This window comes from Microbacterium sp. MYb45, assembly GCF_002979655.1.
GTDB lineage: Bacteria > Actinomycetota > Actinomycetes > Actinomycetales > Microbacteriaceae > Microbacterium.
Genome location: NZ_PCPG01000005.1, coordinates 135,940 through 159,120, shown reverse-complemented (window position 1 = coordinate 159,120; position 23,181 = coordinate 135,940). Strand labels below are relative to the sequence as shown.

General features: G+C 69.4%; 23 protein-coding genes. 8 read left to right on the top strand and 15 right to left on the bottom strand.

Going from position 1 to position 23,181, the window contains the following annotated elements; genetic code table 11:
- Positions 1-40: 40 nt before the first annotated feature.
- Complete coding sequence (locus CQ034_RS11385; protein WP_105711124.1) at positions 41-1,033, bottom strand: siderophore ABC transporter substrate-binding protein; 993 nt, start codon at positions 1,031-1,033, stop codon at positions 41-43.
- 100 nt (positions 1,034-1,133) lie between these two features.
- Here CQ034_RS11385 and CQ034_RS11380 point away from each other — a divergent pair, with 100 nt between their 5' ends.
- The 5 genes from CQ034_RS11380 to CQ034_RS11360 all read left to right on the top strand — a co-directional run bounded on the left by CQ034_RS11380 (position 1,134) and on the right by CQ034_RS11360 (position 4,724).
- Entirely contained in the window at positions 1,134-1,901 is a 768-nt protein-coding gene (locus CQ034_RS11380; protein ID WP_091035461.1) for a siderophore-interacting protein, read from the top strand.
- 91 nt (positions 1,902-1,992) lie between these two features.
- Positions 1,993-2,379, top strand: a complete 387-nt coding sequence (locus tag CQ034_RS11375) for an MmcQ/YjbR family DNA-binding protein (RefSeq protein ID WP_105711123.1) — start codon at positions 1,993-1,995, stop codon at positions 2,377-2,379.
- A gap of 32 nt (positions 2,380-2,411) precedes the next feature.
- Entirely contained in the window at positions 2,412-2,816 is a 405-nt protein-coding gene (locus CQ034_RS11370; RefSeq protein WP_105711122.1) for a VOC family protein, read from the top strand.
- Positions 2,817-3,091: 275 nt separating this feature from the next.
- Positions 3,092-4,261, top strand: a complete 1,170-nt coding sequence (locus CQ034_RS11365; protein ID WP_105711121.1) for an RtcB family protein — start codon at positions 3,092-3,094, stop codon at positions 4,259-4,261.
- Between the two features lie 196 nt (positions 4,262-4,457).
- Positions 4,458-4,724, top strand: a complete 267-nt coding sequence (locus CQ034_RS11360; RefSeq protein ID WP_258134189.1) for a hypothetical protein — start codon at positions 4,458-4,460, stop codon at positions 4,722-4,724.
- 12 nt (positions 4,725-4,736) lie between these two features.
- On the opposite strand, the gene CQ034_RS11355 is transcribed toward CQ034_RS11360, so the two are convergent.
- The 3 genes from CQ034_RS11355 to CQ034_RS11345 form a co-directional block, all read right to left on the bottom strand.
- Positions 4,737-6,197 (bottom strand): MFS transporter, encoded by a 1,461-nt coding sequence (locus CQ034_RS11355; RefSeq protein WP_105711119.1) that lies wholly within the window; start codon positions 6,195-6,197, stop codon positions 4,737-4,739.
- Between the two features lie 55 nt (positions 6,198-6,252).
- Positions 6,253-7,593 (bottom strand): M20/M25/M40 family metallo-hydrolase, encoded by a 1,341-nt coding sequence (locus CQ034_RS11350; protein ID WP_105711180.1) that lies wholly within the window; start codon positions 7,591-7,593, stop codon positions 6,253-6,255.
- A gap of 68 nt (positions 7,594-7,661) precedes the next feature.
- Positions 7,662-8,483 carry a MerR family transcriptional regulator gene (locus CQ034_RS11345; RefSeq protein ID WP_181156296.1) on the bottom strand — a complete coding sequence of 274 codons (822 nt, stop codon included), beginning with the start codon at positions 8,481-8,483 and terminating at the stop codon, positions 7,662-7,664.
- A 152-nt stretch (positions 8,484-8,635) separates the two neighbouring features.
- On the opposite strand from CQ034_RS11345, the gene CQ034_RS11340 reads away from it, so the two are divergent.
- The 3 genes from CQ034_RS11340 to CQ034_RS11330 all read left to right on the top strand — a co-directional run bounded on the left by CQ034_RS11340 (position 8,636) and on the right by CQ034_RS11330 (position 10,223).
- Positions 8,636-9,373 (top strand): SDR family oxidoreductase, encoded by a 738-nt coding sequence (locus CQ034_RS11340; RefSeq protein WP_105711179.1) that lies wholly within the window; start codon positions 8,636-8,638, stop codon positions 9,371-9,373.
- Between the two features lie 69 nt (positions 9,374-9,442).
- Positions 9,443-9,709 (top strand): glutaredoxin domain-containing protein, encoded by a 267-nt coding sequence (locus tag CQ034_RS11335; RefSeq protein ID WP_105711117.1) that lies wholly within the window; start codon positions 9,443-9,445, stop codon positions 9,707-9,709.
- 100 nt (positions 9,710-9,809) lie between these two features.
- Complete coding sequence (locus tag CQ034_RS11330; protein ID WP_105711116.1) at positions 9,810-10,223, top strand: VOC family protein; 414 nt, start codon at positions 9,810-9,812, stop codon at positions 10,221-10,223.
- Positions 10,224-10,234: 11 nt separating this feature from the next.
- Here CQ034_RS11330 and CQ034_RS11325 read toward each other — a convergent pair whose 3' ends face one another.
- From CQ034_RS11325 to CQ034_RS11275, 11 genes are all read right to left on the bottom strand, one after another.
- Positions 10,235-11,749, bottom strand: coding sequence for a CdaR family transcriptional regulator (locus tag CQ034_RS11325; RefSeq protein ID WP_029263815.1), 1,515 nt, complete (start codon positions 11,747-11,749; stop codon positions 10,235-10,237).
- Positions 11,746-12,774 carry a DUF917 family protein gene (locus tag CQ034_RS11320; RefSeq protein WP_105711115.1) on the bottom strand — a complete coding sequence of 343 codons (1,029 nt, stop codon included), beginning with the start codon at positions 12,772-12,774 and terminating at the stop codon, positions 11,746-11,748. Before CQ034_RS11320 ends, CQ034_RS11325 begins: the two co-directional genes overlap by 4 nt.
- A gap of 10 nt (positions 12,775-12,784) precedes the next feature.
- A complete protein-coding gene (locus CQ034_RS11315) occupies positions 12,785-13,903 on the bottom strand; it encodes a DUF917 domain-containing protein (RefSeq protein ID WP_029263813.1) in 1,119 nt (372 codons plus the stop codon).
- A complete protein-coding gene (locus tag CQ034_RS11310; protein WP_105711114.1) occupies positions 13,900-15,000 on the bottom strand; it encodes a DUF917 domain-containing protein in 1,101 nt (366 codons plus the stop codon). Before CQ034_RS11310 ends, CQ034_RS11315 begins: the two co-directional genes overlap by 4 nt.
- Before the next feature lies 1 nt (position 15,001).
- Positions 15,002-16,549, bottom strand: coding sequence for a hydantoinase/oxoprolinase N-terminal domain-containing protein (locus CQ034_RS11305; RefSeq protein WP_029263811.1), 1,548 nt, complete (start codon positions 16,547-16,549; stop codon positions 15,002-15,004).
- A 40-nt stretch (positions 16,550-16,589) separates the two neighbouring features.
- Positions 16,590-17,927, bottom strand: a complete 1,338-nt coding sequence (locus CQ034_RS11300; protein WP_105711113.1) for a cytosine permease — start codon at positions 17,925-17,927, stop codon at positions 16,590-16,592.
- A 243-nt stretch (positions 17,928-18,170) separates the two neighbouring features.
- Complete coding sequence (gene thrC / locus CQ034_RS11295) at positions 18,171-19,574, bottom strand: threonine synthase (protein ID WP_105711112.1); 1,404 nt, start codon at positions 19,572-19,574, stop codon at positions 18,171-18,173.
- A gap of 89 nt (positions 19,575-19,663) precedes the next feature.
- Entirely contained in the window at positions 19,664-20,170 is a 507-nt protein-coding gene (locus tag CQ034_RS11290; protein WP_105711111.1) for a methylated-DNA--[protein]-cysteine S-methyltransferase, read from the bottom strand.
- Positions 20,171-20,261: 91 nt separating this feature from the next.
- Positions 20,262-21,026 carry an rRNA adenine dimethyltransferase family protein gene (locus CQ034_RS11285; RefSeq protein ID WP_105711178.1) on the bottom strand — a complete coding sequence of 255 codons (765 nt, stop codon included), beginning with the start codon at positions 21,024-21,026 and terminating at the stop codon, positions 20,262-20,264.
- A 225-nt stretch (positions 21,027-21,251) separates the two neighbouring features.
- Positions 21,252-21,854 carry a response regulator transcription factor gene (locus CQ034_RS11280; protein ID WP_105711110.1) on the bottom strand — a complete coding sequence of 201 codons (603 nt, stop codon included), beginning with the start codon at positions 21,852-21,854 and terminating at the stop codon, positions 21,252-21,254.
- Positions 21,851-23,050: a sensor histidine kinase gene (locus CQ034_RS11275; protein ID WP_105711109.1), complete on the bottom strand. Its 1,200-nt coding sequence runs from the start codon at positions 23,048-23,050 to the stop codon at positions 21,851-21,853. The genes CQ034_RS11280 and CQ034_RS11275 overlap by 4 nt, the downstream gene beginning before the upstream one ends.
- Positions 23,051-23,181 lie beyond the last annotated feature (131 nt).

Sequence of the window (23,181 nt, the reverse complement as noted above, 5' to 3'; positions counted from 1 at the left end):
TGCGGCGGCACCCGAATCATCCGGATGCCGCCGCGTTGCCTCAGTTCTTCGCGGCCTCGAGGGCGTCGGCGAAGTCCTCGAGGAACGTCGTGTACGTCTGGATTCCCTCGTTCAAGTAGGTGTCGGTGGGCATGTAGACGATCTGCTCGTCCTTCACCGCCGTGACACCGGCGAGCGCCTCGGAGTTCTCCAGGATCTCGGCCGCCTGCACGTAGTCGGGGGTCTCCGCAGCGAACACGGCGTCGCGGTCGAGCACGAGGATCCAGTCGGGGTTCGAAGCCGCGATCGCCTCGACCGAGATGTCGTCGCCCTGGTGATCGTCGGTCGCGTCCTCGACCTCGAGCGCCGGCGTGAGTCCGAGGATGTCGTAGATCGGGCCGAGCGAGCGGCCGACGGTCGGGGCGAGGTACCCGATCTCACCGCCGGAGGTGTTCACAGCCATGACGGTGTCGGCGTCATCGTAGGCGGCCTGGGCGCGCTCGACGGCGGCGTCGAAGTCATCCACCAGCTTCTGCGCCTCGTCCTGCTTGCCGAAGATCTCGCCCAGCGCGGTGACCTGGCGCTTGAGCTCCTCGTCGAAGGGCTCGCCTTCACGCGGCTCGAGGTCGATGATCGTGGCTTCGGGCACGAGATCGGCGATGGCCGCGTTGTGCTGGGTGAAGCGCTGACCGCTGATGATGAGGTCGGGTTCGACCGCGACGACGGCCTCGAGGTCGGGTTCGCTGTGCAGTCCGATGTCGACGATGCCGTCGTCCTTCACGTACGACACGGTCTCGGGCATGAGCGCGACGGCGCCGGCCGAGAGCTCGACTCCCCAGTCGGAGAGCGTCTGGAAAGTGCGGTTGTCGAGGGCGACGACGGAGGCCGGAGGGGTCGCGATCTCGTGCGTGCCGGTGTTGTCCTCGATCGTGACGGATGCCGCCGCAGGTTCGTCCTTCGCAGGTTCCGCCGTGCTGCCGGAAGCGCAGCCGGCGAGGGCGAGGAGGCCGACGAGCGCGACGCTCGTGGCGGTGAGGGTTCTGGGCACGGACATGGAGAGACTCCTGTTCTGCGGGATCTGTGCGCACACGGTGGCGCTGGGAGGTCGAGGTTAGGGTGCCCTTCCCTCGACATATTTAGGTTAGCCTTACTTCATGAGCGATACGAAATCCGGCTTCTCGATCGAGCGTCGCGGCCTCGAGCTGCGCTTCCGCACCGTGACTCTGAGCGCCCGCGAATGGCTGGCTCCGGACTTCGTGCGGGTGCGACTCACCGGCTCCGACCTCGCCGGCTTCGAGTCGCTGGGTTCCGACGACCACATGCGGCTGTTCTTCCCGGCAGGGCCGGTCGGCTCCGTCGAGGAGCTGCGCGCGTCTCCGAGCCGTGAGTACACGCCGCTGGACTGGGGCGACGACTGGCTCGACGTCGAGTTCGCCGTGCACGGCGATCAGGGTGTCGCGGCGCCGTGGGCGGCGACCGCGCCGCTCGGTTCATCCATCGGCGTCGGTGGCCCCCGCGGGTCGGCCGTGCTGGTCGGCGAGCCCGGTGGATGGCTGCTCGTCGGCGACGAGACGGCGATCCCCGCGATCCGCCGCTTTGCCGCGCTGATCCCCGAGGGAACCCCGGCACGCATCGTGGTGGAAACCGTCAATCAGGGCCGCGAGTTCGACATCGAAGCGCCGGTCGAGGTCGAGTGGCTGCACCGCGGCGATGCTCCTTCCGGCTCCGCGCTCATCGCCTTCCTCGAGCGCCTGACCGCCGAAGATGCCGTGGGCTCCGACCCGTTCGTCTTCATCGCCGCCGAGCAGTCGATCGTCAAGCCGGGTCGGGCACTCCTCGGCCGGTGGGGCGTCGACACCGCGAACGCCGTTGTGAAGGGCTACTGGAAGCGCGGCGAAGCGGAGTACCACGCACCGCACTGAGCCCGTTCCGGCTCCGTGGCCTCCACTGTCGGTGGGAGGCCGTACGGTGGTGCGTACGGTCGTTTGGCACCGTTTCGGAAGAGGAGTGCTCATGAAAGGTGACCGCCTGCAGCAGTGTGCGCGCGACCGCGCCGAGGAACTGCCGGGGGCTCGACTCGAGCATCCTTTCGGGCCCGAATGGGACGTGTTCAAGGTGCGCGACAAGGTGTTCATGCTGCTCACATCGGCCACGGGCGAGGCCATGGTGACCCTCAAGGCGGCGCCCGAAGACGGCGACGCGCTCCGCCGCCAGTTCGATGACATCATCCCCGGCTATCACATGAACAAGAAGCACTGGATCTCGCTCCGCCCCGGCGGCAAGCTGCCCCAGGACCTCGTCCGGGAGCTGGTGACCGAGTCGTACCTCCTCGTCGTGGAGAACCTCCCTCGTCGCCAACGGCCCGTCGACCCCGCCACATTCGGGAAGATCGCTCCCTGACGCCGTGGGGCGTTTCTGGAAGACTGGGCCGCATGGCACTTCTGGATCATCTGGGCATCACCGTCGACGACCTCGAGCGCGGCCGAGCGCAGTTCCATCCGGTCCTCACCGCCCTGGGCTATCAGAGCGGCGGCGAAGACGACCATTCGATCTCGTGGCACAACGGCGAAGAGACCGAGATCATCCTGTACACCTGGGACGAGGACTCCGCCCCGCACCGGCACGGCAAGGTCGGCTGGCAGCACATCGCCTTCGCCGTTCCGACGCGCGACGAGGTCGAACGCCTGCACGCGATCGCGTTGGATGCGGGCTGGACCGCCGTGCGTGACCCCAAGGAGTATCCCCGCTACTCCGAGCGCTACTACGCCTCATTCGTCGAGGACGCCGACGGCATCCGCATCGAATTCATGTACAACCCGCCGCGCGAGACGGCTTGACTCCCGGGCGTGTCGCCCCCTAATGTGGCAAAGCTGTGCCGATCGGCCCAGCACGCCAGCCGAGGAGTCGACGGATGACCGCCCAGCGGAACCTTCCCATCGGAGCGGTGTTGCAGCTTCAGTCGAAGCGCAATGACCGCAACGAGTCGTACCCTCCGGCGCGCGCCGTGTGACAGCATCCGCTCTCGCAACGCCCCGCACCGTCAGGTCCGGGGCGTTTTCCGTTCGGAGAGCACCCTGACCTGTGGCTGACCACCACCACAAGGAAAGGAATCATGGAGAGGCTCTCCGCACGGCTGCTGTCGTGGGCGTCGCTGATCGACGAGAAGACACTCGCTCAGGCGCACACCACGGCCCGCATGCCGTTCATCCACCCGCACCTGGCGCTGATGCCGGATGCGCACCTCGGCAAGGGGGCGACGGTCGGCTCGGTCATCCCGACGCTCGGCGCGATCATCCCCGCAGCCGTCGGCGTCGACATCGGCTGCGGCATGATCGCCGTCCGCACCCAGTTCACGAGGAACGACCTCGAAGGTCGCGACCTCGCCGAGCTTCGGGAGCAGATCGAACGCGCCATCCCGTTGTCGGCAGGTCGGTACAACCGCAAGGTCGTCACGACCGCCGAGCCGCGCATCGCCGAGCTCGAGCAGCTCGCCGAGAAGAACGGCTTCGACCCCGCGAGCTACGCCGGCAACTGGCGCCTGCAGCTGGGCACGCTCGGCTCCGGCAACCACTTCATCGAGGTGTCGGTCGACGAGCTCGACCGGGTGTGGCTGTTCCTGCACTCGGGCTCCCGGGGTGTCGGCAACAAGATCGCTATGAAGCACATCTCGGTCGCGCAACGGCTATGCAAGCAGTGGTGGATCGACCTCCCCGACCCCGACCTGGCGTACCTGGTCGAAGGCACCGAGGAGTTCACGCGGTACATCCGAGAGCTGCGGTGGGCCCAGCAGTTCGCCCTGCTGAACCGGGAGGAGATGATGGACCGGGTCGTGCGGCAGGTGTCCGAGTTCCTCGGCACCGCGGTCGACGAGCAGGAGCGCATCAACTGCCACCACAACTTCACCGAGTCGGAGAAGCACTACGGCAAGCAGGTATGGGTGTCCCGGAAGGGCGCGATCCAGGCGGACGCCGGTCGTCCGGGACTCATCCCCGGATCGATGGGCACCGCGTCCTACGTGGTCGAAGGGCTCGGCGACCCGCAGTCACTGAACTCCTCACCGCACGGCGCGGGTCGGGAGTACTCCCGGTCGGCCGCGAGGCGGGCGTTCACACACGACCAGCTGCGGGAGGCGATGACGGGCATCGAGTTCCGTGACACCGACGCCTTCGTCGACGAGATCCCGCAGGCGTACAAGCCGATCGACCAGGTGATGGCGGATGCCGCGAGCCTCGTGTCGATCCGGCACACGCTGCGGCAGCTCGTCAACGTGAAGGGCGATTGAGACAAGGAGCCGGGCGGCGGAGATCGCGCCGCCCGGCTCCGGCGGCATCCTCGTCGCCCTCGTCAGAGCGGCTCGACTACTCCTCCCCGGGCACGCTCGAAAACGTCTTGTCCCCACCTCCCGGGTCACCGATATCTTCGCTGCCCGCGGCCTGGCAAGCTTGCGGAATCGATGCGACGATGACGGGGTGGAATTCATGAATGACGCGCAGATCTGGACCATGATCGGGGCGTTCAGCGCGCTGATGTTCAGCACTCTCACCGTGGTCTCCACGCTGTTCATCCACGTCGTCCGCAGTGAGATCGGCGGACTCCGCAACGAGATGAACGCCCGATTCGACGCGGTGAACACGCGCTTCGACGCCGTGGACACGCGGTTCGATGCGGTGAACGCGCGCATCGACGGTGTCGACGGCGACGTGCAGGCCATCGTGAAGCGGACGTTCGGTCTCGATCGGGAATGATCAGAACCGACGTCAGACGACCGGGGCGACCTCCGCGTCGACGGACCGGTCGGTGAACGCGGCCTTCGGCACGAACACGAGGATGACGGCTGCGACAAGTGCGGTGACACCGCAGACGATCCAGACGGTGAAGTACCCCGCCAGCGAACCGGCCGTCCCCTCGGTCGCGCCGGCGGTCGTGGCGACACCGTGCAGCAGCGCGATGCCGAAGACGCACGAGGCGATCGCCCCGCCCACGGTCTTCACCGAGTTGGTGAGCCCCGTCGCGACACCGGTCTGCGTGGCGGGCGCGGCCGATGCGGCGGCAGCGGGAAGAGCGGCGACCAGCGCGCCGGAACCGAGGCCCACGACGACCATGTTCGTGATGACCTGACCATAGGTGTCATGGAACGGCAGGAACAACAGGAAGCCGAGCCCCACCAGCACCGAAGCGCCTATCAGCGTGACCCGTGGAGTCGCCCATCGTGCGATGGTCGGGAACAGCAGCGCACCCGCGATCATCGCCACGAGGTACACGCCGATGATGAGCGAGGTCGCGAACCCGCTCGTGCCGAGACCGTAACCGTAGACCGACGGATCGGTCCGCGCGAACGTCGACAGCGGCGCCTGAGCACCGAGCACGCTGACTCCGAAGAGGCCCGCGGTGAGGAACACCGGTCCGAGCGCGGGCGAGCGGAACATGCGCACGTCGATGAGCGGGTCTTCGCACCGCAGCTCCCAGAGCACGAACGGGATCACCAGCAGCACGCCGAAGACGACCACGGCCCAGGACCACGGATTCACGAGACCGCCCTCGAGGCGGAGCAGGCTGAGTCCGCCGGTGAAGCAGACGAGGGCCAGGGAGATCAGCACGAGGCCGACCGTGTCGAAGATGCCGCCGGTCGGCTCGGGAGATTCCTTGACCCCGAACAGGATCACGAAGAAGCACACCACGATGAGCACAGCCGGAACCAGGAGGACGACCGTGAGGGGCAGGACGTCGATCAGCGCGCCGCCCACGAGAGCGCCGATGATCGCACCACCTTCGAGGGCGGCGACCAGGAGACCTGCCGCCTTGGCCGTGATGGAGGAGCGTCCTTCCATGCGGCGCGACCGCGACCAGATCAGGGCGATCTCGAGCGGGAGCCACACGACGTAGAAACCCATGAGCGCCCAGGCCGCGAGGAACACGCCGAAGGAGTCCGTGAACGGCAGCACCAGGGCCGCCGCCGCGGTGACGGCGGTGGAGATCAGCAGCATCCGCTTGTGGCCGACCATGTCGCCGAGCTTCGCGAACGCCGGGACGACGAGCGCCGACAGCATGAGCTGCGCACCCTCGAGCCAGTTCACGTCGGCGTCGTGGATGCCGAGGTGCCGGGCGATGTCGCTGAGCATGGGCGTGTAGTACCCCTGCAGCACACCACTCGTGAACTCCACGAACGCGAGGAAGCCGACGACGACGGCGAGGGTGCCCAGAGTGCGGGTGCGCGTCATCGCGTCTCCTGCTTCTTGTTCGGGTACTCCCACTCGAGGCGGGAGGAGGGTGAGATCACCCTAGCCGTTCGAGAAGCGCGCGATGGAATCGCTCTCCGCGCTCCAGCGCGGCGATCTCGACGCTCTCGTCGACGCCGTGGATCGAGGCGCGCTGCGCGTTCGACATGTCCAACGGAGCGAAGCGGTAGACCGCCGGCGAGAAGCGGTGGAAGTGCCGGGAGTCGGTGGCGGCCATCATCACGTAGGGCACTGCCGGAACCCCGGGATGCGAGACCTCGAGCGCGGCCGCAAGCAGCGCGAACTGCGCGTTGTCGGTGGGCGATTCCGGCGAGGGCTCGCTGGCCTCGACCACCTCGACGGACACGAGCGGATCGCGGATGCGGCGGCGCACCCGGAACACGGTCTGCTGCGTCGTCTCCCCCAGCGCGATGCGGAGGTTGACGGTCGCGGAGGCCTGGGAGGGCAGCACATTCGCCGCCGTCCCGCCGGACTGCATCGTCGGGGCGACCGTCGTGCGCACGAGCGCCGCCGGTTCACCGCCGAGCGCCGCGAACACCTGACCGGTGACGAGCGGCGCCGCTCCGAGGAACCGCAGCAGGTGGCGAGCCGGACCGGGTGTCTGGGCGGCCAGCTGCGACAGCATCCGCAGGACCGCTTTCGAGGCACGAGGGCGGAAGGTGGCGGGTCCGAGACGGTCGACGGCCCTCCCGATGCGTCGCACAGCGGTGAGTGACGGCGGAGCCGAGGCATGACCGCCCTCGCCGCGCGCCGACAACCGGAGCGTCATCACGCCCTTCTCGCCGACGCCGATCATCGCCGCCCGACCGGGGACGAACGGCAGAGGCGCGTCGACGACGGCACCGCCCTCATCGACCACGAGCCAGGGCACGACGCCGCGTTCGCGCAGGACCCGGGCGATCTCCTCCGCCGCCTTCCCGTAGGTCTCCTCGTTGCCGCCGAACGAGAGATACACGTCGCGGGGCGGAACGAATCCGTCGGCGAGCAGATTCTCGACCGCTTCGAGCACGACGATGAGCGGACCCTTGTCGTCCAAGGCGCCGCGGCCGAACACCGAACCGTCGGCGATCACGCCGTCGAAGGGCGGATGGGTCCAGGCGTCGCTCTCATCGACCGGGACGACGTCGTAGTGCGCCATCAGCACGACCGGTCCACCCGATGCCGCGCCCGTGCCCTCCCAGTGGAACAGCAGCCCGAAGTCGGTGTGCCGTTCGAGGCGCAGCTTCGCGTGCGTCAGGGGATAGAGCTCGGCGATCAGTGCGACGAACTCCTCGAACGGCGCGGCACCGCGCTCGTCGAGCTCAGCCGAGACCGTCGGGATCCGGATCATCTGCGAAAGCCGCTCGGCGATGCCGGGGCGCACGGTCGATGTGGTCACAGTCGCCATCGTACCGAGCGCCCCGGCTCCGCCTGCATCCACCCGGACACAGTGCCGCCCGGCGTCGCTTACGCGTAGTGCCAGAGCACCGTCATGCGCGCCGGACGCGTCTCGTCCCACGGAAGCACATGCCAGATCTCCCGCGGCGGCCCCACCCTGGTCGCCTTCTGCTCGTCGATCCACTCGCAGCCGCGATCGTAGGCGGCGAGGATCGCGGGGAACGCCGTGTCGTCGCCTTCGACCGTGACGGCGACGGCCGCACCGCCGCCGAGTCGATGGCTCCGGATGCCCTCCGGGGTGTCCCGGATGACGCGGTCGACCGGAAGGCACACCTCGATGGGGCCGTCGCTGTCGGCGGTGATCGGGGCGTGGAAGATGCCGAACGCGTCGGAGGGGACGGTGAGACCGCGCTCGGCCGCCAGTGCACTCAACCGCTCGTGCGCCTCGCGGATGCGTTCGTCGAGCTCGCCGACGTACGTCGTGACGAGCAGGCTGAGCACCGCCTGCTCGGGGCGGATGTCGGTCGTGAGGGACTTCGTGTTCATCGGTGATCCTCTGAAATGGCCACGCGCCTGATCGAGGAGCGTGGCGGTCGAGGCTGCGGACGTCCGTACCTGATCCCGGAATGCATCCAGAGCCGCGACCGCGTCGCGGTCGGGCAGCGCGATCACCTCCTGGATCGCATCGAGGCTCATGCCCGCCGTCCGCAGCAGGGAGATGAGCCGTCCCGTCCTCGCCTGCTCGATCCGATAGAAGCGGTACCCGTTGTCCGGGTCCACCGCATGCGGCACCAGGAGCCCGCGCTTCTCGTAGAGGCGCAGGGCCTTCGGCGAGAGCAGAGCGGCCTCGGAGAAGGGACCGATGCTGAGGAGGTCGATGGAGTGGCTCACAGGGTTCACGATGCTCTCTGCCCTCGGGACAAGGTCAAGCGGTCACCCGCTCCGGGGAATCGTAGCGAGCAATTTCCGCCGATGTCTCACATTTCGCGCACCTGTCCGGTCAGCCATGGAGAAGGATGTACCGAGAAGACGAAGGAGCACGCATGAGAATCGCCGTCGCAGGAGGAACCGGGACCGTAGGCCGGCACACCGTGGAGGCGGTGCGGGCCGCAGGACATGAGGCGGTCGTTCTCAGCCGGTCGCAGGGAGTCGACCTGGTGACCGGGCAGGGCCTGGATGCTGCCCTGGCCGGTGCGGACGCGGTGATCGACGTGGCGAGCATCCAGACGCTCAAGGCGAGCGCGGCGATCGAGTTCTTCACCGCCGCGACCGGGAACCTGCTGTCGGCGGCAGCGGATGCAGGGGTTTCGCACGCCGTGCTGCTGTCGATCGTCGGGATCGATCGCATCCCCTACGACTACTACGCGGGAAAGGTCGCGCAGGAGAAGGTCGTCGAGGCCTCACGCGTGCCGTGGACGATCCTCCGCGCGACGCAGTTCCATGAGTTCGCGGGCCAGATGTTCGAGAACGCGAAGGTGGGGCCGCTGCACCTCGCCCCGAACGCGCGGACGCAGCCCGTGGCTGCCGCCGAAGTGGGCGCGCGCCTCGCTGCCCTCGCCGCAGCGGAGCCGCAGGGCCGCGTGCGCGACTTCGCCGGCCCGCGCGAGGAGAGCCTCGCGACCATGATCCGCGCCTTCGCCCGCCGCGAGGGATACCGCGGGTGGATTCCGGCTGTGAACGTGCCGGGCCCCCAGATGGCGGGGATGCGCGCGGGGCATGCGCTGCCCGGCCCCGATGCGGACCTGGGTGTCCAGACGTTCGACGAGTGGCTCGCGTCCTAGCTCCGGGAACAGGCCGGCACGGTCGTCGGTTGCATCCGGGAGAAGCATCGCGGATCCGAGGAGGCGGGGATGGAGCTGACCCTGGTGTCATCGTCGTTCTGCGGCGCCTGCGCACGCACTCGGTCGGTGTTGGCCGACGCCGCTCGATTCCTGCCGGATGCGACGGTGACCGAGATCGATGTCGCTCAGGATCCGGACGCCGCGGAGGCACTCGACATCGACCACACGCCGACCGTGATCATCCGCGACGCGTCGGGAGTCGAGGTGTTCCGAGCCACGGGGGTGCCCACGGTTCCCCAGGTGCTCACCGCAGCGGTCAAGGCTCTCCCGGCCTGAGCCCGCCCGTCCTCGTCGGATCTCTTGCGGAGGCAAGGCCCGCGGCGCAGACTGAGCGTCAGCGGTGCCGTAGTCTCACCTCTCACCTCCTGGAGTCCTCATGCCTGCCCTCAACCCGTATCTCTCGTTCCGCACCGAAGCCCGCGAGGCGATGGAGTTCTATCAGGGGGTGCTCGGCGGTGAGCTCGTGATCAACACCTTCGGAGAGTTCCCCGACATGGTGCAGGATCCGAGCCAGAAGGATCTCGTCATGCATGCCCAGCTCGATGCACCCGGCGGACTCGTCCTCATGGCATCCGATTCTCCCGACGGCATGCCCTACGAGAAGCCGCAGGGCTTCTCGGTCTCGCTCAGCGGCAACTCGCAGGACGCGACCCGTGCGGTGTGGGAGAAGCTGGCCGACGGGGCCACGATCACGATGCCCCTGGACGTGCCGCCGTGGGGCGGCCTCTTCGGGATGCTCGTCGACCGCTTCGGCATCCCGTGGATGCTGCACGGCGATCCGGAGGAGTGAGCGGGCACCGCTCAGCGCGGCTGCACGGCGCGACACGCGAGGTGCAGGGCCAGCCGCGCCTCGGGGTCGGTCATGTCGATACCGAGGAGTTCCTGCACGCGCCGGATCCGGACCATGACCGTGTTGCGGTGCAGGCCGAGCGCACTCGCCGTCGCCGCGATGCCGGACTCGTGATCGAGGTAGGCGGAGAGCGTGGTGAGCAGCTCCCCACCGCCGTCGCGCAACGGCGCCAACAGCGATTCCGCCGCCGGGACGAAGGTGTCGTTCCCGGTCCAGGCGAGCAGCAGCTGCTCCAGGCCGAGGCTGTCGACACGCACGAACCACCCGGTCGCGGATCGCGATGCGGCGATGCGCGCCGCGTCGCCGGCCTCGTCCAGGGTCGTGGCCAGACCTTCCGCCCCGGCCTGCAGCGACCCGACACCGGTCGCCACCGCGAAATCGCGCAGCACGGCGAGGTGGAGTTCCCGCAGTGAGGCGACGGCGCGCTCCACCCGATCCGGATGCGGGGCTTCCGGGAACGACAGCCATCCGCTGAGTCCGCGTCCCGCCGTGGTCGCATGCGCCTCGCCGTCGATCGCGGAGAGACCGGCGCTCACCGAACGCAGCAGCGAGAAGGAATCGAGTCGTCCCCTCGCCACCACACGGAAGCCGATGTGGTGCCCGCCCGTGCGCCAGCCGCGCTCCGCCATGCGACGCTCGACGTCGGCATCGGCGGCCCCGTGCAGGTCGACGAAGTCCCGAAGCAGACCTGACGACACGGCGACGTCGTTCACGGCCGCCACCTCGTCGATCAGGATGCGCGCCGCGACTGCCGGCATCGCGATCTCTGCCGCGACCGAGAGCGACTGCACCTGCGCCTCTCCGAGCCCGCGACCGAAGAGCACGAGCCGCAGGCCGCTGCGCCCTGGACTGTCGACGCGCACCGAAGCCGCCGCGGAGTCGCCGGCCTTCGCCTGATCGAGCCAGGAATCGAAGCCGATCGCGGCATGCAGGTGTTCGTCGAGGTGGGCCCCTGCCTCCTGGAGAACCCCGGACGAGTCGATCAATGCGGCCCCGACACCGAGGTTCGCCGCGATGTGCCCCAGCAGGTCGGCGAGGTCGTCGGCGGCGTACTCGAAGGACTGGGCGACCTTGCGCACCTGGCTGAGCGTCAGCGCGTCACGGGCCTCGAGCAGCATCCAGCAGGCCTTCGCGAGCTGCACAGGGCGCTCGACGTCGAGCAGACACAGGCCGATGCGGTCGGCGAGCCGGAACGCGCCCGCATCGAAGCCGGCCGCGCCGGGGAGGGCGAGTCCCGTGAAACCGCGGTCCCGCAGTCGTCGCAGCAGCGCGTCCTGCTGCCAGGTCGCGCTCGGGGCCGTCGAGGTGACGATCGCCAGGCGGTCCGCACCGCTGTCCGTCAGCTCCGCCTCCCCCGCTCCGACGGCGACTGCCTCCCAGGCGGTATCCGCAGGACCGGCGATTCGCCGAAGCCCGCCGTTCTCCGCATGGGCGAGCAATGCGCTCAACCGCAGCCGCTCGATCACGCTGCGTCCAGATCGTCGAGGCCGTACGCCGACGGCACCACCTGGGACCGCCGGTCGGGCCGCGCGTTCCACCACTCGGGCGCGGGGACGGCGAAGACCGCCACGTTCCGGGCGAGACCCAGCTCGGTGACCTCGAGGATCTCCCGGGACACCGCATCGACGATCACGATGATGGTGGGGGCCGAGGCGACGAGGAGTCCGTCGGTGAGCACGGCCAGCGCCTCGGATCGGGTGACCACGCGGTGCACCGCGCCGCCGAGACCGCTGATCTCGACCGCGTTCACGTGCGGGTCCTGGAGCGAGGGTGCGACCGAGACGATACGTCCTTCGGCGAGCAGCTCGGCCCCCAGAGCGTCGGCGAGGAGGGGAAGCGGAGCAGCGGCGGCGGCGAGGTAGGCCCTGCCGAGCTCGAGCGCGTACGCGAGGTGGCCTCCGATCGCGTGCTCCCGCAGATCGCCGACGGTGAAGCCGCCGAGCACCGCACAGCCGACACCGCCGGCCTGGATGATCGCCGATCGCACGACGCGCTCGGCGTCGATGGCCCGATGCGCCTCGACGAGCGCGACTCCGTCGGCACCCGTGTCGCAGGCGAAGACGAGCCCCGGCACGCTGTCGACGAAGAGCGACATCTGGTCCAGCCCCGGCACGGCGCGGCCGGTGCAGTCCGCGTCGAGAACGACGTGCGATCCGGCGAGCGTCAGCGGTGCGAGCCCGTTCATCCCCCCGCCTTCGAGCGAGCAGACCGCGGGAACCGGATGCCCGACCCAGCGCTCGACCGCGTCGAGGAGGCGGGCGAACGGCTCCTCCCCCGGAAGCCGCTCCCCGAGCAGCATCGTCGACCCCACGAACGCGACCCCGAGACAGGGCGTGGCGGGGTCGAGCGAGGAGACCGGGGAGACCTCGATGGGCCAGTCCGTCGCCCGCGCGAGCATGAGTTCGAGCATGGTGGTCGAGCCGCCGCCGCCCGAGCCGAGCAGCGCATAGCCGCGGGCGAGCGCCGTGAGGTCGTCGCGCTGCAGCATCATGCGCTCCAGCCTAGGGAGAAACGCCCTCGCCTGCGGACAGCGTCTCCACCGGGACGAACTCCGCCGAGAGCCCGAATGCGGACGGGCCGAACGCGGCGAGCGCATCGGGAGTGCGCATCATCTCGGGAGTGGAGATGCCCAGCACCCGCACGCGCTGTCCGTACCGGAGCCCCTCGGTCGTGATCGGCTCGGCGGTCTCGTGGTCGACGACGCAGATGAGGTCGGGCACGATCGCCACGAGCGTCTCTCCACGGTGGGCGATGAGGTTCTCGTTCTGGAAGGAGATCTCGAACGTGTCGCCCTCCTCCGCCCCGAGCGGTGCGATGACCGCCCGCCCCTTGGCGAAGCCCTCTGTCGTGCGGCGTTCCACGTCGATGACCTTGCCGACGCAGAGCTCACGCAGGTGCGGGTAGAGAGTCGTCGAGAGGGTGTCGGCGATCGCCTCGAACGGCGAACGGTGCTCCTCTCGGGCGACCCGGATGGCGCGGCCGAGCGCGAGTGCCATCGAGATCGTGCGGGGCACGGCCGTTCGCCGGACGTCGGCTCCGGTCATCGCGTACTCCGCGATGTGACCGACGCCACCGAGGCGGATGGTGATGCCGCGGGCGAGCCACTCCATCTGCCGGTCGTCGTCGCCGGTGTCGATCACGACCTTCTCGCCGCGTTCCCCGGCGAGCGCGAGCGGCGACCCGTGCACGCCGTACACGGCGAAGGTCTCCATGGACAGCTCGGGGAACGCGCGGCCCATGCCGTCGGCGTCCACCACCGGGAGCCCGGTCTCGGCCGCGACGATGAGCGGGATCATCGAGTTGATGCCGCCGCACTCGATCGGCATGGTCGCGTCCGCGGTCCGTCCGAGGTGCTCCTCGAGCGTGCGCAGGGCGAGCGTGGGCTCCGTCCCGGCCGGGATCTTCTCGATCATCACGGTCGGGGCGCCCATCTGCGCCGTCGGGATCACGAACAGGTCGTCGGCGAGCTCGTCCGGGTCGAGGATCGTGATGCTCCCCTTCCCCAGCACCCGCTCGACCAGCATCTTGCCGATGTAGGGGTCGCCGCCTCCGCCCGTGCCGAGGAGCGTCGCGCCGCGGGCGAGATCGGGGAGGTCGGCAGCCGTGAGCTGCCAGCTCATGCCGCGGCTCCCGCCGACGCCGATCCGGTGGAGATGCTGCCGTCGTAGCGGTGCGCCGCCATGTCGTAGCCGAAGTAGCCGGGGCCCACCATCGCGAGGGCGGCCTCCGAATGCCAGCGCTCATCCGCCGGAGCCGCGATCACCCGCACCCGCTGCCCGTAGCGCAGGCCCTCGGTCGTGATCGGCTCGCCGGACTCACCGTCGAGCACCATGATCAGGTCGGGAGTAGTCGCGAGAACCGCCCCGTCGGCCTCGGCCACGAGGTGCTCGTTCTGGAACTGGAGAGTCAGCGTCGCACCGGCGTCACCGTCGATGCGTGCGCGCCCGCGTGCGAAGCCGGTCGTGGTGGCCCGGTGCACGTCGACGACCTTGCCGTCGAACAGCTCTCGGCCGCCCAGGAGATCGACGACCGCGTCGACCGGGTCGGTCTTCTCGTCGCGGGCCGTGGCGATGCGCTGCCCGATCTCGATGCAGCGCGACAGTGAACCGGAGACGAGCGACTCCCGCGCGGCCGTGCCGGACATGGAGAACCCGGAGATCATGACCGAGCAGCCCATCTCGACGCAGGCCACGCGGGCGATGCGCTCGGTCCAGGAGTTGTCCGCCGTCTGCAGCACGCCGGTGTTGCCCTTCTCGTCGCTGAACGCGAGGGGCGATGCCGTGACGCCGTAAAGGGTCGGGAGCACCATCTGCAGCTCGGGGAAAGCGCGCCCCATGCCGTCGGCGTCGACCAACGGCAGCCCGAGCGCGGCGGCCGCGGCGATCGGGATGGTCGAGTTGACACCGCCGACCTCTGCGCAGGCGATGTGCGTGACGGGACGACCGAGGTGGATGGCGAGCGCCTTGACGGGCTCCACGACCTCGGCCAGGCTCGGGAGCTTCTCGACCATGACGGTCGGCGCGCCCATCATCGCGACGAACAGCACCAGCGCGTCGTCGGGCACCTCGTCGAGACCGACGACGGTGACGTCGCCGGAAGTCAGCGCCTGACGGGCGAGGAGCGCGCCGATGTAGGGGTCTCCTCCCCCACCGGTGCCGAGAACGGCGGCGCCGCGGGCGAGTCCGTCGATGTGTGCGGGAGTGATGGTCCAGCTCATGTCACGCCCCCATGTCGAGGTCGCCGACGGCTTTCACGCGGATGCGCGTCGCGTTGCCGGGGAGGTACGGGATGGGCACCTCGTCGAAGTCGATGATCGACACGGTCGAGGGTTTGGCGCCGGCGGCGATGGCCTTGTCGACGGCCTCGGCCCGCACCTCGGCGAGCGTCTCCTCGCGGCGACCGGGTTCGATCGCGTAGACCTTGTCGATCTCGCCGCCGACCTGTGCGATCGAGGCGCCGATGGCGTTCGCGACCGCGTAGTTCTCCGGCCGGTGCACCGTGCCGAACAGCGGCAGCTCGTCGGGGAGCAGGATGGATCCGCCGCCGACCGCGACCACCGCGATGGGCTCGGGCGAGGTGCGCATGCGGTCGACGGCCTCGGACACGCGCTCGGCGATGCGCGCGAGCACCCGCTCGACGAACGCCGGGTCGAGGTGCGCGACCTTGCTCGCATCCCCGACCTGCGCGCGACCGGCCGCGACGGCGATGTCGGTGGCGGTCAGAGTCGATCCGCCGAAGACCAGTGCCTCTGTGGTCAGCTTGTAGCCGACGGAAGCCGGGCCGACCTCGGCCGTCTCCTCGTCGACGATGCTGCCGCCGCCGATGCCGAGCGAGAGCACATCGGGCATCCGGAAGTTGGTGCGGATGCCGGCGACCTTGACCTCGTTCGCCGTCTCGCGTGGGAAGCCGTTGATCAGCAACCCGATGTCGGCGGTGGTGCCGCCCACGTCGATCACGGCGCAGTCGTCGAGGCCGCTGGTGGCCGCTGCCCCGCGCATCGAGTTGGTCGGGCCGGACGCGAAGGTCGCGACCGGGTAGCGGCGCACGTACTCCTCGTCCATCAGCGTGCCGTCGTTCTGGCTGAGGAAGATCGGCGCCTCGATGCCCTGGGCGCGAACGGCCGAGGTGAGCCCGTCGACGATCTCGGAGGCGAGTTCGCGCAGCGCGGCGTTGATGATCGTCGCGTTCTCGCGCTCCAGGAGCCCGATGCGTCCGATCTCGTGCGACAGCGAGATGGCGGCGTCCGCCCCCAGCACCTCCGCGACGATCTCGGCCGCCCGCACCTCGAGGTCGTGGTTCACGGGGCTGAACACCGAGGAGATGGCGACCGAGCGGATGCCGTGCGCCTTCATGTCCTCGGCGTGCGCCCGGATCTCGTCGGGGTCGAGCGGTGAGATCGGTCGGCCGTCGAACTCGTAGCCGCCGTGCGCGAGGTAGCTGCGGGCCTGGGTCGCTTCGACCAGCACCTCGGGCCAATCGATCAGGGGCGGCAGCGCACGGGTGGCGGGCAGCCCGAGCCGGAGGGCCGCGACCGGGGCGAGACGGCTCGCCTGCACGAGCGCGTTGATGAAGTGCGTCGTGCCGATCATGACGGCATCGATGTCGGCGCCCTCGAACGAGTGTCCGGCCCGCAGGTCCTCGATCGCCTGGATGATGCCGCTGGTGACGTCGGGGGTGGTCGAGTGCTTCACCCCCGCCAGGGTGCGGGTGCCGTCCATGAGGACTGCGTCGGTGTTGGTGCCGCCGACGTCGATGCCGATGTGCATGATGCTCGCTTTCCTGTGAGGGGTGTCTGTCTGCGGCGGCTCAGGCCGCTGCTGTCTGTTCGACCGGTGCGGCCTGCCGTGTGGTGGCCACGCCGACGCCGCGCACCCAGCCGAGCTTGCCCGCGACGATGTAGAGGGCCATCGAGAGGAAAAGGCTGAGAAGCGACGGGATGCCCCACGTCACGAAGTAGCCGACCAGCGCGGAGACCAGCCAGACGACGATCGTCGCGGGGACGATGCGCGGGGCGGTCGCCGGGAGGGTGCCTTCGTCGCGCGTCGCGTCGAGGTCGGGACGCCAGCGACGCACGATGTAGTACTCGGCGACCATGATGCCGGCGATCGGGGGGAACGCGACGCTCAGCACGATCAGGAACTCGGTGAACTGTCCGAGGATGCCGACCGCGGCGAGCACGGATCCGACGACGCCCAGCACGATGGTCGTGGTGACGCGGTGCAGGTTCTTCCCGAACGCGGTCGAGATGAAGTTCACCAGGCCCAGTGTGGAGGAGTACAGGTTCCAGTCGTTGATCTTCAGGGTGCCGGTGAGCACGATGAACAGGCCGATGAACCCGACCGAGGAGGTCACGATCGCGACGATGTCCCCCGTGGCCGCGGCGTGCGCCAGCAGCACGCCGGCGAGGCCGATCACGAACTCGCCGAGGGAGACGCCGACCACGGTCTGCTTGATGACGTCGGCGCGCGAGCGGTTGAAGCGGGTCATGTCGCCCGTGATGATCGCGCCGACGATGAGGCCACCCGCGACGATGCCGGTTCCGGCCCACACGCTCATCGTGGGTCCGGGCGCGGGGCCCGTGAGCAGTTCGCCGATGTCGTGACGGCTCAGCTCGGAGATGACCGACCAGCCGACGAGGACGAGGAACAGCGGCACGGTGATGTTCGCGAGCCACTGCATCCCGACGAAGCCGAAGGCCACGATCGCGGTGACCGCGAGGCCGAAGATGAGGCTCCAGGCCCAGACCGGCAGAGCGCCGGGCATGAGGGCATCGAGCGACTGCGCCGAGATGGCGGACTGGATGCCGAACCAGCCGATCAGGCTGATGCCGATCGCGAGCCCGACGAGGGAGGCGCCGATCTCGCCGAAGCCGGTCCAGCGTGCGAGGAGGGCGGTGTTGAGGCCCTCGCGCTGGCCGATGAAGCCGACCACGCACATGATCACCTCGAGGATGAGCGAGCCGAAGAGGAAGGCGAGGACAGCCTCGCCGAAAGTCATGCTGTAGCCGAGGGTCGCGCCGAGAAGGAACTGAGAGAGGGCCGAGACCTGTCCGAATCGCTGCACGGCGATGCCGAACCAGGGTTTGCGGGCCTCGGGAGTCACCCGGGAGAGCGCGAAGTCGTCTGCGTGCGCCGTGCGTGCCATGAGGATCCTTCGGGAGGAGGAGGGGAACGGGTTGTGCGCCACAGTAGCCACGCTCGAACACCGCACGACATGTGCATATCGCACGAGAATCGAACCCGGATGTGCGCATCGCACGTACCGGCTCGGCGTCACGCCCGCGACAGCTCGTGTGGAGACCCCCGGAAACACCGAGACCCCCTCCTGCCGACAGCGGCACGAGGGGGTCTCGACGTGAAGTGGGGGTCTCGACGACCACCGCGAAGGTCAGTGCAGCGCGTTCGTCTCGATGAAGGCGCGGAGAGCCTGCTCGTCGTCACCCATCTCGGTCACGTGCTGGGGCGCGTCGAGCATTTGCTGCAACTCCGGCGCGTAACCGAGCTCGACACCGATGGCCTCGTGGATCGTCTCTGCGAACTTCTCCGGCTTCGCCGTCTCGAGCACGAGCATCGGGACACCCGGCTCGACGAACTCGCGCGCGACCTTGACGCCGTCGGCCGTGTGCGGGTCGATGACCTCACCCGTCGTCTCGTACACCGAGCGGATCGTCGCCAGCCTGTCCTCGTGCGTCGAGGTGCCGCTGACGATGCCGAACTCCTCGAGGAAGCGCTCCTGATCAGCAGAGAAGTCGAAGTAGCCCTGGGCCTCGAGGTCATCCCACGCCCCCACGACGCGCGCGGGGTCGCGGCCGACGAGCTCGAAGATGAAGCGTTCGAGGTTCGACGCCTTGGAGATGTCCATCGAGGGGCTCGAGGTCGCGAGCGTCTGGGCGGCGCTGCGCGGGCGGTAGACGCCGGAGCGGAAGAACTCGTCGAGGACGTTGTTCTCGTTCGCGGCGAGTACCAGGCGACGGATCGGGAGACCCATCTGCTTGGCGAAGAAGCCGGAGAGGATGTTGCCGAAGTTACCGGAGGGCACCGTGAAGGACAGCTCGGTCCAGCCACCGGCATCCGTCGCCCGCAGCCACGCCCAGAAGTAGTAGACGGTCTGCGCCGTGATGCGCGCGAGGTTGATCGAGTTCACCGCGCCCAGGTGCTGCGCGCGCTTGAAGTCCAGATCGCCGGCGAGCTTCTTCACGAGGTTCTGGCAGTCGTCGAAGACGCCCTCGACCGCGATGTTGTGCACGTTCGCGTCGTCGAGAGAGAACATCTGCGCCCGCTGGAACGCACTCATGCGGCCCTGCGGCGACAGCATGAACACCGCGACGCGCTCCTTGCCGCGGAGGGCGTGCTCGGCCGCAGAACCGGTGTCGCCCGAGGTCGCGCCGAGGATGTTGAGCACGGCGTCGTTGCGCTCCAGCGTGTACTCGAGCACCTGTCCGAGGAACTGCATCGCCATGTCCTTGAACGCGAGCGTCGGCCCCTCGGAGAGTCCGACGAGCGTCAGCTCGTCGTCGATGGCCCGCAGCGGCACGACGCCGTCGGGGAAGCCGGCGTATGCCGCATCGGTCATCCGCGCGAGATCCGCGCGCGGGATGTCGGTCGCGAACAGCCCGAGCACCTCGGTCGCCAGCTGCGGGTACGTCAGCGCACGCCAGCGCTCGAGCGTCTCGCCGTCGACGGTCGGCATGACCTCGGGCACCGCCAGTCCGCCGTCGGGCGCGAGGCCCTCCAACAGCGTCTCGCTGAACGACTGCGGCTGCATGCCGCCGCGGGTGGAGATGAACTGCACGTTGGCTCCTCGGCTCGGGACTCGGCACGTCCATTCTCGCAGGGTGTTCGTCGGTGAGATGACGGGATGACGGATGCCGCAGCGCCGGCTCAGAACAGCGAGGTCGGCAGAGCTCCCTCATGCTCCAGCAGCCAGCGCTTGGTCTCGAGGCCCTGGCCCGCATCGCCGCCGGAGTATCCGCCGAGGCCGTCGCCGGCCACCACCCGATGACAGGGCACGATCAGGGGGACGGGGTTCGCACCCATGATCGAACCGATCCCCCGGGCGGGGACGTCGGTGCCGCTGCGCGCGGCGAGGCCGCCGTACGTGATCGTCTCTCCGTGCCCGACCGTCTCGTGGAGGGCCGTGAGGACGGCTCGCGTCGCCACGGTTTGCACGCCGAGGTCGACCGGCACGTCGAAGCGGCGCAGGCTGCCCGCGAAGTAGGCGGCCAGCTGCGCGAGTGCCTCGGCGAGCAGCGGATCAGCAGTCGGGCTGGCCGGGAGTGCGCTGCCCTCAGGCGGAGTGGACCGCCACGTGACGCGGGTGATCGCCACGCTGTCGCTGACCACCCCGATCACCCCGACCGGGGTCGCGAGCGTGGCGAAGGCGGACATGCGTCGAGGCTACCCGGATGCTCCGACATCGGGCTCACGACGACGAGACCGGGCCGTCACGCAGAGGCGTCTGCGAGACGGCCCGGCCGTGTCAGCCGCGGGAGAGGTGCCGCCAGAGCGCGGCCCAGTGCTCCGGACGGAGGTCACGGGGAAGACGCCGGTCGTGGGCACCCGCCGCCGCGACGGACCGTCGCGCACGGGACATCGGGATGCCTGCCGCCGTGGCCAGCACCGCAGCGAGGTTCGATCCCCGTCCCGTGAACATGGCCCGCACGAACACCTCGTACTCCCGGCGGTCGGATGCCGGGACGAGCGGTGAGCCGCGACGGGTGATGGCCAGCACCCCGCCGTCGACACTCGGCTGCGGTGAGAACCCCCAGGCCGGGACGCGGCCCTCCAGAGAGAACTCGAACCACGGCGCGGACTGGGCGGTCATCATCGTGCCGCCGCCCACGCCGGCGCGCTTGCGCGCCACCTCCCACTGCGTCAGCAGCACCGCCTGACTCCACCGACCGCTGGACAGCAGTCGCCGGAGGATCGGTGTCGTCACATGGAACGGGATGTTGCCGACGACCACCTCGGCGTCGAGCGGATGGCGAGTCGCATCCGCGACCTCGATGCGCACGCCCGGCAGCGTCTTTCGCAGACGATGCACCCGATGCTCGTCGACGTCGATCGCCGCGAGGGGTCGCTCCAACCTTGCGAGCGAGCGGGTGAGTGCGCCGTCACCGCACCCGAGCTCGAGGATCGAGCCCGAGGTGCGCCCGACGAGGTCGGTGATGCGGGCGAGGGTCGGACGATGGGTGAGGAAGTTCTGGCCGAGTTCGTGTCGGCCGCCATGGATTGAACGAGGCATGAGTGCGCTCCAGAAGAAGAATCGGAGCACCTCGAAGGAGGGGAGGACGCGAAGAGGCGTCAGAGAGGACTGCCCGTCCCGAGGTGCGATGACATCTCGGTGGACGGCGCGCAGATGCGTGCGGAGAGCGAGCGCGCCGTCAGGCGCGGCGGTCGCGGATCGCGTAGATGCGCCCCATCATGGGCGCAGCGCATATTGTTCCCATGCCCGACAGCATATCGGCCGTCAGATCCATCCGCGCTCCTCGGCGATGAGCACGGCCTGCTGGCGGGTGCCGACGGAGAGCTTTCCGAGGATGACCGAGATGTGGTTGCGCACGGTGCCCGGCGCGAGCGCGAGTGCCCGCGCGATCTGACCGGTCGTCTCGCCCCGGCGTCCGGCGCGCAGCACGTCGAGTTCCCGGTCGGTGAGCGGCGAGCGCTCGTCGCTCAAGGCGTCGGCGGCGATCTCGGGATCCACGTAGCGAGCGCCCGCGGCGACCCGGCGGATGACGGCAGCGACCTCGTCGGCACCGCGGGACTTCGGCAGGAAGCCCGAGACGCCGGAGGCGAGCGCGCGACGGAGCACACCGGGTCGCGCATGACGGGTGACGACCACGCAGCGCGTCGCGATCGCCCTGTGCAGCTTCTCGGCGACCTGCACCCCGTCGAGTCCCGGCATCTCGAGGTCGAGCAGGCACACGTCCGGCTGCAGGCGCAGGGCTTCGGCGACCGCCTGCTCGCCGTCGGCGCATTCGGCGACCACCTCGATGTCGGGTTCCAGGCGCAGCAGCGCTGCGAGAGCGGAGCGGATCATCGCCTCGTCATCGGCGAGCAGCACGCGGATCATCGAGCGCCCTCACCCTGCGTCGGCACCGTCACGACCACCACGAACTCGTCGGCGTCGCGTCGCACCTCGAGGGAGCCGTGCGCCTCCTCGATCCTGCGGCGCACACCTCCCAGCCCGGAGCCGTCGTGCTCGACGTCGACGCCGGGGACCACATCGTTCGCGATCTCGTACCGCCACGCATCCGCGGTCCTGCGGAGCGCCAGCCGCGCCCGCGCTCCCCCGCCGTGCCGCAGCACGTTCGTCGTCGTCTCCCTGATCACGGGGCCCAGCGCGGATGCCGGAGCGGAATCGGCATCCGCGTCGATGGCGGACTCCACCTCGAGCCCGGCCGCGGTGAGAAGGTCGCGGGCGTTGGCCAGCTCATCCCCCAACGGCACCGAACGGAAGCGGGTCGCGAGGTCCCTGGTCCCCTGGCGCGCCTCGTCGACGCTCACCCGGGCGGCACGGAGCTGCTCCATCCCCGCGTCCGGGTCGGTCGGCAGCAGACGCTCCGCGAGTTCCAGCTGCAGAGCGATGACCTGCAGGTGGTGCCCCTGCAGATCGTGCACATCGGTGGCGACCCGCAGCCGCTCCTGCGTGGCGGCGAGCCTCGCCTCGGATGCGCGGGCGCGGTCGAGCGTGATCAGCACGTCCCACCACCACAGCGAGCTGACCAGCATCACCGGGAAGAAGACGGTGTACACGGCGGGGATCAGGAACGGGTTGTCGTCGGCGACGTCGAGAGCGGAATCCGCGATGCCGAGGAGGATGAGGGCGATCGTCGCCGTGATCACCACCTTGTACCGCACCCCGCGCGGCCAGTTCAGCAGGACGAGCGTCAGCACGAGGGGCATCACTGCGAGCTGCCAACTGCCGACCACGACGCCGGCGACGACTCCGTAGATCAGGGCGACGAGCAACGGCAGCAGCAGACGCATCCAGCGCACGCCCGGTTCGGCGTCCAGTCGGTGCCGGTAGTCGAGCAGCAACGGGATCGTGGACGCGCACCAGAGGATGCCGCCGACGCCGACCACGAGGCCGACGAAACCCTCGAGGTCGTCCGCGAGGGACGTGAGCGTCCACGAAACGATCAGCGCGAGCTCGAACGCGATCACGGCGGTCACGGTGTACCACCACGTGGCCGTGACGCCGCGGGACAGCTGTCGCGCCCCCGGACTCGGCTCGACGGGGGCGAGGGGCTCGGCGCGGCTGCTCACGCTCCCACGATAGGGCCGTGACAGTTGTCACGGATGCCGCGTGCGATCCACCCGGGAATCGGTGACGGCCCGACACTGCCGCCACGCCCTCGCGTCGAGTGGACTGGGGTCATCGCAGCGGAGAGACCGTT